We start from the raw sequence: 16,202 nt of genomic DNA on the forward strand, positions 1-16,202 counted from the left end.
CAGCAACACGTCCTGACGGGTCGGTTTCGGAAAAGACCCCTTCTCCGAAACCCCGCACTCGCGAAACGCACGCTCGACAAGCAGAGCTCTATCCAGTTGGTCAAACGGGTCGTGAGCGGCACCCGTGGAAGGACGGCGCCCCGACCTCGAGTCGGCTAGTCGCATCCGGCGCTGAGTGAGCCTACGTGCCGTCCGCGCCTAGTTAAACTCGCGATGATTCAAATTATGGGGTGGGGAGCTGGCAACTTCCTGTGCTGCGGTTGGACTCTTCCTGTCCTTTTGCCAGCAAAGCGAGGATGACCGCATCGCGGCGTAGGGGTTGCTCCCCTGAATGCTCGACGAAATGCGAAGCCGCCACGACACCCGTTGAACATCACGACCGGAGGCTAGTCCGCCAGCAACGAAGCAAATCGTCACGCGAAAACGCCGACCGGCGACTGGGCCACCCCAGTTGCCGGTCGGCGCTAGTTATCGTCTGGTATTCTGCGTGGCCCGTGCGGCCCCGGGGTCAGGCTCGCGCCTCCTCGAGAAAGCGGCCCATCACGTCGGGACCGGTGGAATGCATGTCGATGGACAGTTCGAGCAGCCTGTCCTTCGCCTTCTTCGGAAGCAGTTCGATCGACTTCGTGGTAGCGGAGTCGTATTTGGCTCCGGGGAAGCGCTGCAGCACCACATCCTTCTGCTCTTCGGTCGTGTGGATTTCCAGCAGCTTCATGCCGGCGAAAGCTTCCTTGGCCACGTCGGCCATTCCGGCCTTTCGCAGCGCCTCGAGCCTCTCGTCGTTGATCCAGACGTTGACCTTGATCATCTTCCCCGCGGTGCTCATGACTCCTCCAATTGCTTGAGCGTGAAGACCGGTCGCCGGGTCTTGAGGTACTCCTCGGTCACGAAGGGTGAACCCTCTCCGTACTTGGCGGCCGATTCCATGACGACTTCGAAAACCTCGTGCCGCATCACCTTCTGCGTGGGCTTAACCTCGTCGGTCAGAATGCTCCTGATCAGGCTGCCGCTGAAGCTTTGGGCCTTTGAGTCGTGGCCGCACAGGGCGGAGTTGGTGACCTCCAAGCATTCCGGGCAGTACCAGTTCTCCCTGAGGAACACCGGTTTGATGCCCAGCTCGGTTCTGTGCTGCTTGAGCAGGTTCTGGGCATCGTAGGGATGGTAGAAGTCCCCCACGCCGGCGTGGTCGCGCCCGAACATGTGATGGGTGCATCCGAGGTTGGTCCGCAGGATCGCGTGGAAGATCGCCTCCCGGGGACCGGCATACCGCATGTCCCACAGCGTGAAGGAGACCATGTGGACGTTGTCGCGAAAATACCCGCTGGTCCTCAGTGCGTTCTGCGCCAACAGGATCGCCTCGTCGATATAGTCGCCCACGCGCTTCTGGCCGATGATGGCGTTCACCAGCACACCGGTGTTGAGCTTGTCGACGGGCATGTCCTCGTTCGCGGCCAGCCAGGCCTGCTTCATCAACGCTTCGTGGCCGGTATGCGGCACGTTCCTGGTCTGATGGGCCACCGCGTGCTTCCAGTCCCGTTCGGCCAACGCTTCCATGTGCTGCTTGGGCGTCAGCCAGAAGCTCTTGAACGGCTCGTTGAAGACGGGCTCGTTGATGAGCGTGATGTCGCCCCCGATGAACCGGTTCTGGTAGGCCAGCGTCTTCTTCACGCCGGGGTGCCGTGGATCCGAAGTGCCGTAGGTCTTCTCGGCCATCCGCGCAAGGTCATACTCGTATATCTCGGAGATATCGAAGATGGCCATGGGAGCGTCGAGGTATTCGAGGACGACGCGGTCGCCCGCCTTGATGTTCAGCTTGGCGATGTCGTCGGCGGACATATCGAAGACGATCGGAATGCTCCACAGCGTTCCGTCCGGAAGCTGCATGTTGTCCAGGGTCCCGTCGACCTCCTGGCGCCCCATGAATCCCGTCAGCGGAGTGAAGAATCCATAGGACAGGCTGATGACTTCGTGCGCGGTGGCCTTCGAGATGGGAATCCGTGGCATGCCTTGGATCTGGCCCGCGGCGTTCTCGGTGGATATGCGTTCCACAATGGGATTTCCATTGTGCCCCTTGTAATTCATGGTGACCTCGTTCTCTCGGCTGAGTAATCGACGATTCGTTGCTTCGGCGCCCTGAGCCGGCGCCGGCTCAGCGCGGCTGGTCAAACTTCAACCATTCGTTCGCGGGGCTTCGGGGTGCGATCAAGCACGGGTATCACGCCCACCTGCTCGAGATGGAGAACAACCTCCTCGGCCAGCGTCTCCGCCGTCTTCTCGCCGCCTTGGAGCCGCAATTCCGGCCGCACCGGCGCCTCGTAGGGATCATCGATCCCGGTGAAGCCCTTGATTTCACCGGCCCGGGCCTTCTTGTAGAGCCCCTTGGGATCGCGCTGTTCACATACCTCGATGGGGGTATCGATGAAGACCTCCAGGAAGTCTCCGTCGTTCAGGGTTGCGCGCACCGCATCGCGGTCGCGGCGGTAGGGACTGATGAACGCCGTCAAGGCGATAACGCCGGCCTCGCAGAACAGTTTCGACACCGCGCCGATTCGCCGGATGTTCTCTTCGCGATCTTGGGCCGAGAAGCCCAGGCCGAACCGCTGGGCGAACTCGACCCCGTGACGCTCTTCGAGGATCCCCGGCCCGGCGTTGAGCCCATAACGGACGTTATCGCCGTCCAGCAGAAAGCTCCGGACCCCACGCTCGTACAGCTTCTGCTCGACAAGGTTCGCGACCGTGCTCTTCCCACTGCCGCTCAACCCGGTGAACCAAATGACGCATCCCCGGTGGCCGTTGAGTTTCTCGCGTTCACCGCGGCTGATGTTGTGTTCGTGCCACGTGATGTTGTCAGACATTTCTAGCTCCTCGTCGGATTTGAACGGACCGTGGATGTCTCATGCTGGCTTCACGTCTTGACCGTCTCCTCCGCCGTTGGCTCCCGCGACACGGCCCGGACCGACGCGTGCCTGCGCTGGGGCCGCACATAGCGCGCCCAGACCAGCACTGCCGCCAAGACGTAACACGCCAGGAAGATGCAGAACGCCGGGGTTTCGGTGCCTTCGGTGTCATAGGACTGCCGTAGCGCCAGGTCTATTCCCACCCCGCCGAGCGCGCCGAAGGCCCCGGCGAATCCGATGAGCGCTCCCGACCGGACCCGGGCCCAGTGGTGGCGTTCGCCGTTGCCGAGGCCCAGCGCAAGCCCGCGCTCCTCGAATACCGACGGGATGAGTTTGTACACTGCCCCTTTGGCCGCTCCACAGAAGATGAACAGCGCGATGAAGCCGGCGATGTAACCCGCCATCGTCAGTCCGGTCACGTCGGCACCGCGGTCCTTTGCGATGTCCGCTTGCAGGCTGACCCCGACCAGGAGCGCACCGGCGGCGATGGCGGCGACGAAGACCGTCAGGGTGACCCGGCCACCGCCGAAGCGGTCACTCACCTTGCCACCGACTATCCGCGCCACCGATCCGAGCAGCGGCCCGATGAATGCGATTTCAGCGGCGTGCAGCGATGCCTGGCCGTGGCTTTCTCCGGCCGCCGTGAAGTTATGCGCCAGCACCTGGCCGAACGCGAACGCGAAACCGAGGAACGACCCGGACGCGCACATGTAGAAGAACGAGATGGCCCACGTGTCGGGCACTGACATGATGGAGCGCACGTTGTGTAGCGACAGCCCGGTGCGGTGTGCCACAACGTTGTCCATGAACAGCGCGGCACCGAGACCACCGGCCGCCAGCAGCACCAGGTAGATCGCGCACACCCAATACGGCGCCTCATGCCCGACGGTGGCCAACACCACTAGGCCGACCGCCTGAATGCTGGCCGACCCGAGGTTGGCCATCCCGCCGATGAGTCCGAGCGTGAATCCCTTGAGCCGCTGGGGGAACAGGCCGTCGACTTTCGCCAGCGACGCCGAGTAGTTGCCGCCGCCCAACCCGGTCAGCGCGGCACACAGCAGGTAGGGCCACAGCGGAAGGCCGGGGTGGGCCAAGAGCACCATCGCGCCCGCGGTGGGGATCAGCAGCACAGCAGCCGAGAACATGGTCCAGTTTCGTCCGCCGAACCAATTCGCAGCCATCGCGTAGGGGATGCGGGCGAGCCCACCGACCAGGGAGGCGACGGCACCGATCAACAGCTTGTCACCGGTCGAGAAGCCGTAGACCGATTGCGGCATGAACAGCACCATGACCGACCACAGGTACCAAATCGAGAAGGCGACATGGACGTTCACAACCTGCCAGAACAGATTCCGGCGAGCGATGGCGCGATTTCCGTTGTCCCAGGCCGCGGCGTCCTCCGGGTCCCAGACCGCGATGCGATGCGAACGCGCCACGCGACATCTACCTTCCGCAGACGATGCTGCCGTGCCCCTTACCAAGCCGTCACCCTGATCGTTCAGGGCGTCCGGACCGGTCGGGCTCGTCAACAAATCAGTGCTTGCCGGTCCGAACACCTCGCAGCCGTTGCGCTTTGGTGACAGGCCGGGCGGCCGATCGCAGGTACCGGCAAACCGCCAACGGCCACTTGTCGCCCTCCACGTCACGTACGGCTGCGCGTCTTGCCAGCCGGCGGTGCTGAACCCTCCGCAGGAGCCGTCGGCCACCGACATCGACAAGCAGTTGCGGCTGATCCCACGCTCCTTCATCGAGTAAAACGCTGGTGCGACCACTTTACAACTTAAGATGGTCAACTTACAGGAGATTTACAGGATAGGGCGGGCCTCGCCTCTTCCACTCAGCTCACGAAGCCGGATGTGGCTTCAAGAACGCACCACAGGCACGTCGGCGGGATGCGCCGGCGAGGTGGGGACCGGCACCTCCTCGATCAAACGCAAGGGCCGTGGTGTGGGCATCACCTGCGGTCGCGCGTAGCGCATCCACGCCAGCACAGCGGCCGCGACGTAGCACGCGAGGAAGATCCAATATGCCGGCGTCTCGGTGCCGGTGCTGGCATAGGACTGCCGCAGCGACAGGTTGATTCCCACGCCGCCGAGTGCCCCGAACGCACCGGCGAATCCGATCAAAGTCCCCGATCTGACACGCGCCCACTGCCGGCGTTCGGTGTCGTCAGCGTTCAGTTCCCTGCTGCGCGCATCGAAGACCGAAGGGATCAGCTTGTACACCGAGCCCTTGGCCGCGCCGGAACATATGAACAGGGCGATGAAGCCGACGATGTAACCCACCATGGTGAACAGCGTCACCGGTTTCCCCGCGCCGCGGGTGAGGTCGTCGTGGGTGCTGACGACGACCAGAAACCCGCCGCCCAAGATCATGCACATCAACAGAGCCACACTGACGCGCCCGCCGCCGAAGCGGTCGCTGAGCTTGCCGCCGACCACCCGCGCCACCGATCCCAGCAGCGGTCCGGTGAAGGCCACCTCGGCGGCGTGCAGCGATGCCTGCGCGTGGCTTTGCCCACCGATGAAAAAGTTGTGTTGGAGCACCTGGCCGAAGGCGAACGCGAACCCGAGAAACGAACCGGAGCAGCACAGGTAGAGGAACGCGATCCCCCAGGCGTCGGGCACCTTCAGGACCTCTTTGAGGTGGCTCATATCGATGCGGTAGTGGAGGTTGTCCATGAACACCGCGGCGCCGACGCCGACGACGGCGAGCAGCACCAGGTAGACCGCGCAGACCCAGTACGGCGCCTCGTGACCCACCGTGGCAAGCACGAACAGGCCGACCGCCTGGATGACCGCCGAGCCGAGGTTCGCGATTCCGCCCGTCAAGCCCAGCGCGAAGCCCTTTAGCCGATGCGGGAAAAACGCCTCCGCGGTGGACAGCGAGGCGGAGTAATTGGCGCCACCCAATCCGGTCAGCGCGGCGCAGACCAGGTACGGCCACAACGGCAGCCCGGGATGATTCAGCAGCACGATGGTGCCGGCGGTGGGAATCAGCAGTATGCCCGACGAGAACATTGCCCAGTTACGTCCACCGAACCTCGCGCCCGCCATCGCGTAGGGGATGCGCGCGACCGCCCCGATCAAAGACGCGGTGGCACCGATCAATAACTTGTCCCCGGTCGAAAATCCGTAGGTCGACACGGGCATGAACAGCACCATCACCGACCACAGATACCAAATGGAGAAGGCGACATGCGCTGTGGCGATCGACCAGATCAGGTTACGCCGGGCGATGGCCCTGTTGCCGACATCCCATGCTGCGACGTCCTCTGGGTCCCAATCTGAGATGCGTTGGCTACGCGTCATGCCTCGTCACCTTTCACCGACTTGGTCGGCAACCGTAGCTCCAGCAGCGCCCGGTTGCGTTGGCGGGGTTGATGATTCAGGGAACAACGGTCACACCCCCTTGCCACCAACTCTTTTCGCAGATGTTCAACTGTGCATGCTGATGTGGCCCTAATCCTGTTGGGGCCCATTTGCATCGGAACATCCGCGATGGCCGGCCACACTCGATCGCTTCCAACGGACCCATTGACCGTCCACGGCGACGGGCAATCGACACCGTCCAGCGCCGGCACGCGCAGCAACCCGTTGGTGCGTGCCGGCGCCAACGCGGTATGGCCGACCGAGAGGTAGTCAAATCCCATTCTGCTCGTTCGACAACTCGAATCACTGGTTTACAGGACATTTCCAGCCGATTTCACCGGTACGTCCAGCTAGCAATTTGGCGGCCGCCCGTTAAGTACAAGAACCCCCGTTAAAAATCCTCGGCCTACCCCATGGCAGGTGGGCGTGGGCGGCAATTCTGCCCAAGTCGGAGCCCGGCAAGATAGGGCGCTCCACCGCGCAAGCATTGGTGTTCGCACCGCGTCGTCCGAGCGCAGGCATGGGACCGCGGCGTGAGCCGCGGTCCCTGTCGCCCCCGCTGCCAGCCGATCTTCGTCACCCGCCGCGGCGATCCCCGAGCGAATGGCGGCGGTAGTGACGTGTGGGCGCCACAATCCGCAGTCGTACAACGCGCGCCACGCCTGACTGGACGTACCGGCGAAGTTAGCTGGAAATGTCCTGTACATCAGCGATTTCACGTTGTCGAATGAGCCCTGTTCGGTTTGACTGTCAAGTAGATAACTGCGCTGCCGATGTGGCATTACCGCAAGTGGCAATGCGCGATGGCGGCGGGGCCCGCCACCATTGCACGTCATCGCCGACGGCCAACGGTCCCTTTAAAAGAGATTGGGTTCGTGGTTGTCCTTTCGTGGGGCGGCCCGCGACACGGAGGAAAAATGCCATTTGTTTTTCGTCCATACCGAGGCGCGTGGCCGCCACTTTGACCTCCTCCGCCGCTGCCCATGACAGGTAGCACACGGCGACCCAACGTTGCCAAGAGAACGGCGGTGGTCTGAGCCGGTTCGCCCGACCGGCATGCCGCGCCAGCTTCGCGCGCGGCCTATAGCCATAAGGGGGAAGACATGCTTGATTTCGGGGCGCTGCCGCCGGAAATCAATTCGGGACGAATGTATTCCGGTGCCGGCGCGGGGCCGATGCTGACGGCTGCCGCGGCGTGGGACGTCTTGGCCAATGGGTTGGAGTCGGCGTCGCGCGATTACGCCTCGGTGGTTTCGCAGCTGCGAGGCGAAAGTTGGTCCGGCAGCGCGTCATCCGCGATGGCCGGCGCCGCCGCACCCTACGTGGCCTGGGTGATCAACGCGGGCGTTTGCGCGGAACAGGCGGCGAGTCAGGCGCGCGCCGCCGCGGCGGCCTACGAGACCGCCTTTGCCGCCACCGTTCCGCCGGCACTCGTGACGGCCAACCGCGCCCAGCTGCAGGGGCTGGTGGCGACCAACGTCTTCGGGCAGAACACCGCGATGATCGGGGCGGCCGAGGCCGAATACGAAGAGATGTGGGCCCAAGATGCCGCTGCGATGTACAGCTACGCCGGGTCCTCGTCGGCCGCTACCAGGATGCAACAGTTCAACCAACCGCCGCAGACCACCAACGCCGGCGGACAATCCGCTCAGGCGGCGGCAGTCGGCCAAGCCACAGGCGCTCCAGCCACCGCGAACTCCCAGAGCACCCTGTCGCGGCTGACATCGGCTGTGCCACAACAGTTGCAAACCCTTGCCTCAGGAGGGGCGTCGGGTTCCTCCGCAAGCTCGGCCTCAGCGGGGTCGTCGGTATTGACCGGGTTCAGTGATTTCAATACGCTCACCGGCCCGGCGGGTTTGGCCTCCAACTTCAGTCGTACCGGCACGTCGGCGATGAGCGGCTACACGGGGATTTTCCGGTCTTCCATCCAGGCGGGCAAAGATGCCGCTAAGGCGGCTATCCCAGCAGTCAGCGGCGAGGCTGCGACGTTAGGTTCAGCAGGCTTACGCGGTCCGGTGCTTGCGACTACGGGCAATGCGACGGCGCTGGGGGGATTGTCCGTCCCGCAGCCTTGGGCGACCACGAATCCGGCGGCCGTCGCGGTCGCCGATCCGCACTGGCTCTCAGACACCGAGCTCGACGGTGGGCCGAGCTGGCACGAAGGCCCAGCAACCGACATGTTCAACGGGGTGCCGGCAACGAGCACGGGATCGTCGTCCTCAGGGCTGTTGTCGCGGCCCTCGGTCAACAACGTATTGCGGGTAACGCCACGCCAATTCAAGATGCCGCGCCCCTCGGTGGGCGGATAACCGGTAATCGCGCCCGTCACCGCGGAGAGAACCGCCGCGACCATCTGTTGCGCGCGACACGCGCCACAGTTGACGTAGGGTCAAGGAAGGAACGCCGATGCTTGATTTCGGGGCTTTACCGCCCGAGATCAACTCGGCCAGAATGTATTTCGGGCCGGGATCGGGACCGATGCTGGCGGCCGCATCGGCGTGGGACGGCCTGGCCGCACAACTCGAGTTGTACGTGGTCGGATACTCCTCGGTGATCGCCGACCTGGGCCGGTGCTGGGCAGGCGGAGCGGCGATGGCGATGGCCGGCGCGGCCGCACCGTATGTGGCGTGGGCTTCGGCGACCATGACGCTGGCTGAGCAGTCCGCAGCCCAGGCCAGGGCGGCCGCGGCCGCCTATGAGGCGGCGTTCGCCGCCACGGTGCCTCCGCCCGTGGTCGCCGCGAATCGCACGCAGCTGGCGGTTTTGGTCGCCACCAACTTCTTCGGCCAGAACACACCGGCGATTGCGGCCACCGAGATTGAATACGCCGAGATGTGGGCGCAGGACGCCGCTACCATGTACGGTTACGCCGCATCCTCTTCGGCCGCAACCGCGCTGGCGCCATTCACTCCGCCACCGCATACTACGAACGCCGCCGGGCAATCCGACCAGGCCGCCGCGGTGGCCCAAGCCACGGGCACCTCAACCGCCGGCCATGCTCAGACCACGGTGTCAGCGCTGGCGCCAACCGTTTCACCACAGCTGCCAACCCCCTCGGCAGGGGGTACCGCGGGCCCGTCTACCTCGTCGGCCTCCAACTCGGCGGAGTCGTCGGTACTCACTGCATTCAGTAACTTCAATACCCTTACGGGACCGGCGAATCTGGGCGCGGCCTTCAGCCGTACAGAAACCTCGGCAACGAGCGGCGGCACCGGACTCTACCGCTCCGACATCCAGTCCGACTCTCCCGTTCCTCGGGCCACCACCGTCGGCGTCGAGACGGCAGGCTCGACGGGCCTGCGCGGTCCGGTGGTTGCCGACATGGGCAAGTCGGTACCGGTCGGCAAACTGTCGGTCCCTCAGAACTGGGTGACGACCAACCCAGTCGGCAGCCCGGGGCCGTTGCGGGAACCTGCTTTTCGGGCGCCACCAGCGGCCGAGGCTCACTCACCCGCGAGCGCTTTGGGCGGAATACCGCCTGCGCGGGCAGGACACGGATCCACCGGTGTGCCCGTCCTGCGCAACGGGCGGCGGGCCTTCACGATGTCCCGTCCAATGTTCGGCGGATAGCGTCCGTGCCGCGGTCAGGACGCCGACGGTGCGGTTTCCGAAGCGGCCAACTCCTCGCACAAATGCTCCGCCAAACCGCGCACCGTGGTGATCTTGGTGGGGCTGATGCGCACGCCCGTTTCGGTTTCGATGCGGGTTCGCAGTTCGAGGTTGCCGAGCGAGTCCAGTCCATAGTCGGACAACGGACGATCGGGATCGATTGTGCGCCGCAGCAATAGGCTGATCTGGCCGGACACGAGTCGACGGATCGCGGTGGGCCATTCATCGCGGGGCAGGTCCCTGAGCTCGGCCAGGAATTTGCCCGTGTCCGGCCTGCCCTGACCCATCGACCGGAACGCCTCGGCGAAGCGGCTGCGTTGCGCGAAGGAGGTCAGCCACGGGGTGCCCATGATCGGCGCGTAGCCGGCGTAGGGGCGGTCGTAGCGCAGCAGGGACTCGAACGCGTGGTAACCCTCCGCCGGCGTGATCGCGATGCCGGCGTCTTGCGCCAGGGCCGTCGCGCGGCCGACCTCGGACCAGGCGCCCCAGGCGATCGCAGTGCCCGGTAACCCCTGGGCGCGTCGCCAGTGCGCGAACGCGTCCAGCCAGCTGTTGGCCGCGGCGTACGCGCCCTGCCCCGGGGAGCCGACCAGGGCGGCCGCCGACGAGAACGCGCAGAACCAGTCCAGCGGCCGGCCGGTCTTTCCCTCTTGCAAGGCGTGATGCAGGTGCCAGGCGCCGTAAACCTTCGGCGCCCAGCACCGGTCGATCAGTTCGTCGGTGACGTTGGTCAGCGTGGCGTCCTCCACGACCGCCGCCGCGTGCAGCACCCCGCGTACCGGCAGTCCCGTCGCACCGGCGCATGCGACCAGCCGCTCGGCCGTGCCCGGCTCGGCGATATCGCCACACTCCACCGCGATGTCGGCCCCACCGGCGCGGAGGTGCTCGATGGCTTGGTGCGCTTGCTCGTTGGGCGCCGAGCGGGAATTGAGCACGATTCGCCCGGCCCCCCGAGACGCCATCTCGCCGGCCAGGAACAGGCCCAGGCCGCCGATACCTCCGGTGACGATGTAGGCGCCGTCGGCGCGGAACGGCCGCACCCGCTCCGGGGGGACCGCGGCCACGCTGCGTCCCGCGCGCGGCACGTCGAGCACCACCTTGCCCGTGTGCCCGGCGGTCGCGACCAGGCGGACCGCGGCGGCCGCGTCGTGAATCGGATAGTGCGTCGTACGCGGCAGCGGCAGTTCGCCGTCGGCGGTGCGTTGGTACACGGTCGTCAACAGGCGACACACCGTCTCGGGGTGGCTGAAGGTCAGCAACGCCAGGTCGACGGCGAACAGGGACAGGTTGCGGCGGAACGGGAACAGCCCGAGGTGGCTGTCGCGGTAGATGTCGCGCTTGCCCAACTCGACGAACCGCCCGCCGAAGGCCAGCAGGTCGATCCCGGCGCGCTGCGCGGCGCCGGGCAGCGAGTTGAGCACCACGTCGACGCCGTATCCGCCGGTGTCCCGGCGGATTTCGTCGGCGAAGGTGGTGCTGCGCGAGTCGTAGACGTGCTCGATCCCCATGTCGCTCAGCAATTGCCGGCGCTGCGGGCTGCCCGCGGTCGCGTAGATCTCGCAACCCGCGGCCCGGGCGATCGCGATGGCCGCCTGTCCGACACCGCCGGTGCCGGAGTGGATGAGCACCTTGTCGGTCGCCGCGATGCGGGCCAGCTCGTGCAGGCCGTACCAGGCGGTCGCCGAGGCGGTGGGCACCGCGGCGGCGTCCTCGAGCGGCATGCCGGGCGGCAGGGCGACCGCGTGCCGGGCGTCGGCGACGACGAAGGTGCCCCAGCATCCGTTGCGGGACAGGCCGCCGACCCGGTCACCGACCTTGTGCTCGGTGACGCCCGGCCCGACGGCGGTCACCACGCCGGCGAAGTCGCCGCCCAGCTGCTGTTGGTAGCCCTCGAAGGTGGGATAGCGACCGAAGGCGACCAGCACGTCGGCGAAGTTGATGGTGGATGCGGCCACCGCGACCTCGATCTCCCCCGGGCCGGGCGGGACGCGGTCGAACGCGACGAACTCCAGCGATTCCAGGTCACCCGGGGTGCGGATCTGCAGGCGCACGCCGTCGCGCTCGTGATCGACGACCGCGGTCCGCCGTTCGTCCGGCCGCAGCGGACCGGGCCGCAGCCGCGCGGTGTACCACTGACCGTCGCGCCAGGCGGTCTCGTCCTCTTCCGAGCCGCTCTTGCACTGCAGCGCAACCTGTTTGGGCTCGGTCGCCGCGTCGACGTCGATCTGGGTGGCGCTCAGATGCGGATGCTCGGAATCGATCACCCGCAGCAGCCCGCGCAGCCCCGTCTGCTCGAGGTTGACCACATCCCCGGCGGCCACGTTCGCGGCGTTGCGGGTCAGCACGAAAAGCCGGGGCGACTCGCCGGGCAGCTCGGAGAGCTCACGCGCGATGGCCACCAGGTGCGAGACGTAGTCCCGGCCGCGGCGGGTCTCGCCGGCGCCGCCGGCCGGCGGCGCGGTCACCACGACGACACCGGTGAGGCCCTTGAGCGGCCCGTGCCCGTTCGATGGGGTCAGGCCGCCGCCGGACAGCAGCGCGCGCAGCCCGGCGGACTCCACCGAGCCGAGCGGCAGGGACACCGTGGTGCATTGGGAGCCATCGGAATTGAACGCCTCGCCCAGCTGAACCGTCAGCGGATCCGTCACGTCGCACGCGCTGAGCAACAGCCACGATCCCGGCTCGCCCCCGGACGGATCCGGGAGTTGCCGCGGCTCCCATTCGATGGTGAGCAACCGCTCGTTGAGCAGCCGGTCCGCCCGCTCGTGTTCGGTGGCCCCGCCCGCCAGCCGCAGTCCCTCGACGGTCAGCAGCACGGTTCCGGCCTGGTCCAGCACGTCGAGGTCCGCTTCGCACTCGCCGGGCCGCGACGACGTCACCCGGGCCAGGCAGTATTGCGCGTTGCGCGTCGAGGCATAGCTGCGCAACCTGCGCACGCCGACCGGCAACAGCAGGCCGCCCGCGCCCGCCTGCTGCACCTCGGGATGGACGACCACCGACTGGAAGCACGCGTCCAGCAGGGCGGGGTGAATGTCGTAGCCCGACTGCTGCGAGCGGATCGCTCCGGGAAGCGCAACCTCGGCGAGCACCGTGCCGGCGTCCCCGTCGCCGACGCGTGCCGCGGCCAGACCCGAGAACGCCGGACCGTACTGAATCCCGATGGTGTCGAAGGCCTTTCGCAATTCGGCGCCGTCCATGGCGGATGGGTGGTTGGCGATCAGGGTGGCCATGTCGTGGGCGGGCGGCTGCGGAAGCCCGGCCCCGTCCGGTGCCTCGAGGCCATGCAGGACCGCACCCGCCCGGCGAACGCGTTCGCCCTCGTCGTGGGTGTCCACGGTGAACTCGAGCACGCCGGGCGCGACGACCGTCGCCGCCGACGACGCCTGCGTCCGGTCGTCCAGCAGCAGCGTCCGCTCGAACGTGATGTCGCGAACCTCGGACCGCTCGCCGAGGGCCGCGCGCGCGGCGGCCAGCGCCAGCTCGCAGTACGCGGCGCCGGGCAGCGCGGGCACGTGGTGGATCCGGTGGTCTCCGAGCCATGGGTGCGCCTCGGTGCCGACGTCGCCCTGCCAGACGTGGCGCTCGGGTTCCTCGTGCAGGTGCACATGGGCGCCGAGCAGCGGATGGACGGCCTGGACCGAGGCGCCGTGCGCCTGCTCGGTCGACTCCCGGCTGAGCATCAGCCTGCGGTGGGTCCACGTCGGGAGCGGGGCGTCCACCAGGCGTCCGGTCGGGTACTGCACCGAGAAATCCACCGCCGCACCGGCGCTGTGCACGTCGGCGACGAAGCCCCGCAAGCCGACCGGCAGCTCCTGCTCCCGGCGCATGGCGGCCAGCGCCGCGATGGGCATGTCGAGGCTGCCGGCGTTCTGCTCGACGGCGTGGGTGAGCAGCGGATGGGGCGCCAGTTCCCCGAAGACGCGGTAGCCGTCCTTGAGCGCGGCCTGCACCGCCGCGGCGAATCGCACCGTGTAGCGCAGGTTTTCGGCCCAGTAGTCGGCGGTGAACGACGGCCGCTCGCGGGGGTTCCACAGCGTCGCCGAGTAGTAGGGAACGCCCGGCTCTCCGGGCTCGAGATCGGCGAGCGCCTCGAGGAGTTCGTCGAGGATCGGCTCCACCTGCGGCGAGTGCGAGGCCACGTCCACCGCCACCTCGCGCGCCATCACGTCCTGCTCTGCCCAGGCCGCGACCAGGTCGCGGATCGCCTGCGCGTCGCCGCCGACGACCGTCGACGTCGGCGACGCCACCACGGAGAGGACGACGTCGGAGATCCCGCGAATGGACAGCTCCGACAACACCTGTTGCCCCGGCAGCTCGACCGACGCCATGGCGCCGCTGCCCGCGATCCGCGCCATCAGTTTCGAGCGGCGACAGATGACGCGCACCCCGTCGCGCAGCGAAAGCCCGCCCGCCACGACCGCCGCCGCCGATTCACCGAGCGAATGCCCGATGACGGCGCCGGGACGCACCCCGTAGGACTTCATCGCCTCGGCCAGCGCGACCTGCATGGCGAAGATCGTCGGCTGCACCCGGTCGATTCCGGTCACCACCTCCGGCGCCGACATGGCCGCGGTGACCGAGAATCCCGACTCCGCGGCGATCAACGGCTCCAGCTCGGCGATCGTGGCGGCGAACACCGGCTCGGTGGCCAGCAGTGCGGCGCCCATCGCCGGCCACTGTGACCCCTGCCCCGAGAACACCCACACCGGCCCGAGGTCGTCCTGCCCGACGGCGGGCTCGTAGGGGATGTCGCTGCCGGCGACGTCACGCAGGGCCGCGCTCAGCTCGCCGATGTCGCTCGCCGAGACCACGGCGCGCACCGGCCGGTGCGCGCGGCGGCGCGCCAGGGTGTAGCCGAGGTCCCGCAGCCCCGCCGTGCCGGCGCCGGCCGCGTGTTCGTCCACCCAGGCCGCGAGGCGGGCGGCCGTGGCGCGCAACTGCTCCGCGGACGTGGCCGACACCGGAAACAGCAACGGCCCGTCGACGGTCGGCGCGGCCGCCGGGCGTTCGGGGGTCGGCGCAGGGGCGTGCCCTGGTGCTTGTTCCAGGACGGCGTGCACGTTGGTGCCCGACATCCCGTAGGACGACACCGCGGCGCGCCGCGGGTGACGGCCGTCGGTGGGCCAGGGCGTGTTGGCCTGCGGCACGAACAGTTCGGTCTTGACCAGGGCCATCTCGTCGGGCAGGCGGGTGAAGTGCAGGTTGCGCGGCACCGTGCCGTGCTGCAGCGCGAGGATCGCCTTCATCAGGCCCAACGGCCCGGAGGTCGACTGCAGGTGGCCGAAGTTCGTCTTCACCGAGCCCAGCGCGCAGGGCCCCTCGGTGCCGTACACGGCCGCCAGGCTCGAGTATTCGATCGGATCCCCGACCGGGGTTCCGGTCCCGTGCGCCTCGACGAAGCCGACCGTCGTGGCGTCGACACCGGCGGTGTCCAGGGCCTTTCGGTAGACGGCCACCTGGGCGGTTTCCGACGGCGCCGCGATGTTCACGGTGCGTCCGTCCTGGTTGGCGGCGGTGCCGCGGACCACCGCCAGGATGCGATCGGAGTCGCGTTGCGCGTCGTCGAGCCGCTTGAGCAGCAGCACGACGCAGCCCTCGCCGGACACGAACCCGTCCGCGTTCGCGTCGAAGGCGTGGCAGCGGCCGGTCGGCGACAACATGCCCTGCAGCGAGCCCGAGACGGACTTCCGCGGCTCCAGCGTCACGACGACGCCGCCGGCCAGGGCGAAGTCGCTTTCGCCGCTGTTCAGGCTGCTGCAGGCCTGGTGGACGGCCATCAGGCCCGACGAGCAGGCGGTGTCCACGGTGACCGCAGGCCCGTGCAGTCCCAGCGTGTACGCGACGCGTCCCGACGCGAAGCTGTTGCTGGTGCCGGTGAATCCGTACGGCCCCTCGGCGGCACCGCAGTCGGCCGACAACAGTTCGTAGTCGCCGTGCGTCAGTCCGACGAAGACGCCGGTCTGCGAGTGCGACAACCGCGCGGGATCGAGGCCGGCGTGCTCGATGGCGTCCCACGACGTCTCCAGCAGCAGGCGGTGTTGCGGGTCGATCGCGGTGGCTTCGCGCTCGGTCATGCCGAAGAAGTCGCAGTCGAAGCCGCCGACGTCGTCCAGGAAGGCCCCCCACCGCGTCACCGAGCGGCCGGGCACGCCGGGTTCGGGGTCGTAGTACAGGTCCGCGTCCCACCGGTCGGCGGGAATCTCGCCCACCAGATCATCGCCGCGCAGCAATGCCTCCCACAGCTGCTGGGGGGAATCGATTCCGCCGGGAAGTCGGCAGGCCATACCGATAACGGCAACGGGTACGGCGGTTGCGGCACGCAATG

At 67.4% G+C, this 16,202-nt stretch carries 8 protein-coding genes; 2 read left to right on the top strand and 6 right to left on the bottom strand.

Features of this window, described 5'->3' with window-relative positions:
• Positions 1-508: 508 nt before the first annotated feature.
• From G6N37_RS12905 to G6N37_RS12925, 5 genes are all read right to left on the bottom strand, one after another.
• A complete protein-coding gene (locus G6N37_RS12905; protein WP_163680847.1) occupies positions 509-826 on the bottom strand; it encodes a DUF6955 family protein in 318 nt (105 codons plus the stop codon).
• Positions 823-2,082 carry a sulfate adenylyltransferase gene (gene sat, locus G6N37_RS12910; RefSeq protein WP_163680850.1) on the bottom strand — a complete coding sequence of 420 codons (1,260 nt, stop codon included), beginning with the start codon at positions 2,080-2,082 and terminating at the stop codon, positions 823-825. Before sat ends, G6N37_RS12905 begins: the two co-directional genes overlap by 4 nt.
• Positions 2,083-2,162: 80 nt before the next feature.
• Positions 2,163-2,855, bottom strand: a complete 693-nt coding sequence (gene cysC / locus G6N37_RS12915; protein ID WP_163680853.1) for an adenylyl-sulfate kinase — start codon at positions 2,853-2,855, stop codon at positions 2,163-2,165.
• Between the two features lie 50 nt (positions 2,856-2,905).
• On the bottom strand, positions 2,906-4,333 hold the full coding sequence (locus G6N37_RS12920; RefSeq protein ID WP_163680856.1) for an MFS transporter: 1,428 nt from the start codon (positions 4,331-4,333) through the stop codon (positions 2,906-2,908).
• A 426-nt stretch (positions 4,334-4,759) separates the two neighbouring features.
• Positions 4,760-6,208: an MFS transporter gene (locus tag G6N37_RS12925; RefSeq protein ID WP_163680859.1), complete on the bottom strand. Its 1,449-nt coding sequence runs from the start codon at positions 6,206-6,208 to the stop codon at positions 4,760-4,762.
• A gap of 1,163 nt (positions 6,209-7,371) precedes the next feature.
• Here G6N37_RS12925 and G6N37_RS12930 point away from each other — a divergent pair.
• Positions 7,372-8,577, top strand: coding sequence for a PPE family protein (locus G6N37_RS12930; protein ID WP_163680862.1), 1,206 nt, complete (start codon positions 7,372-7,374; stop codon positions 8,575-8,577).
• A 97-nt stretch (positions 8,578-8,674) separates the two neighbouring features.
• Positions 8,675-9,838: a PPE family protein gene (locus G6N37_RS12935; RefSeq protein ID WP_163680865.1), complete on the top strand. Its 1,164-nt coding sequence runs from the start codon at positions 8,675-8,677 to the stop codon at positions 9,836-9,838.
• 14 nt (positions 9,839-9,852) lie between these two features.
• On the opposite strand, the gene pks2 is transcribed toward G6N37_RS12935, so the two are convergent.
• Positions 9,853-16,200: a sulfolipid-1 biosynthesis phthioceranic/hydroxyphthioceranic acid synthase gene (gene pks2, locus G6N37_RS12940; RefSeq protein WP_163680868.1), complete on the bottom strand. Its 6,348-nt coding sequence runs from the start codon at positions 16,198-16,200 to the stop codon at positions 9,853-9,855.
• Positions 16,201-16,202 lie beyond the last annotated feature (2 nt).

Origin of the sequence: Mycobacterium seoulense (assembly GCF_010731595.1) — a bacterium.
Lineage (GTDB): Bacteria > Actinomycetota > Actinomycetes > Mycobacteriales > Mycobacteriaceae > Mycobacterium > Mycobacterium seoulense.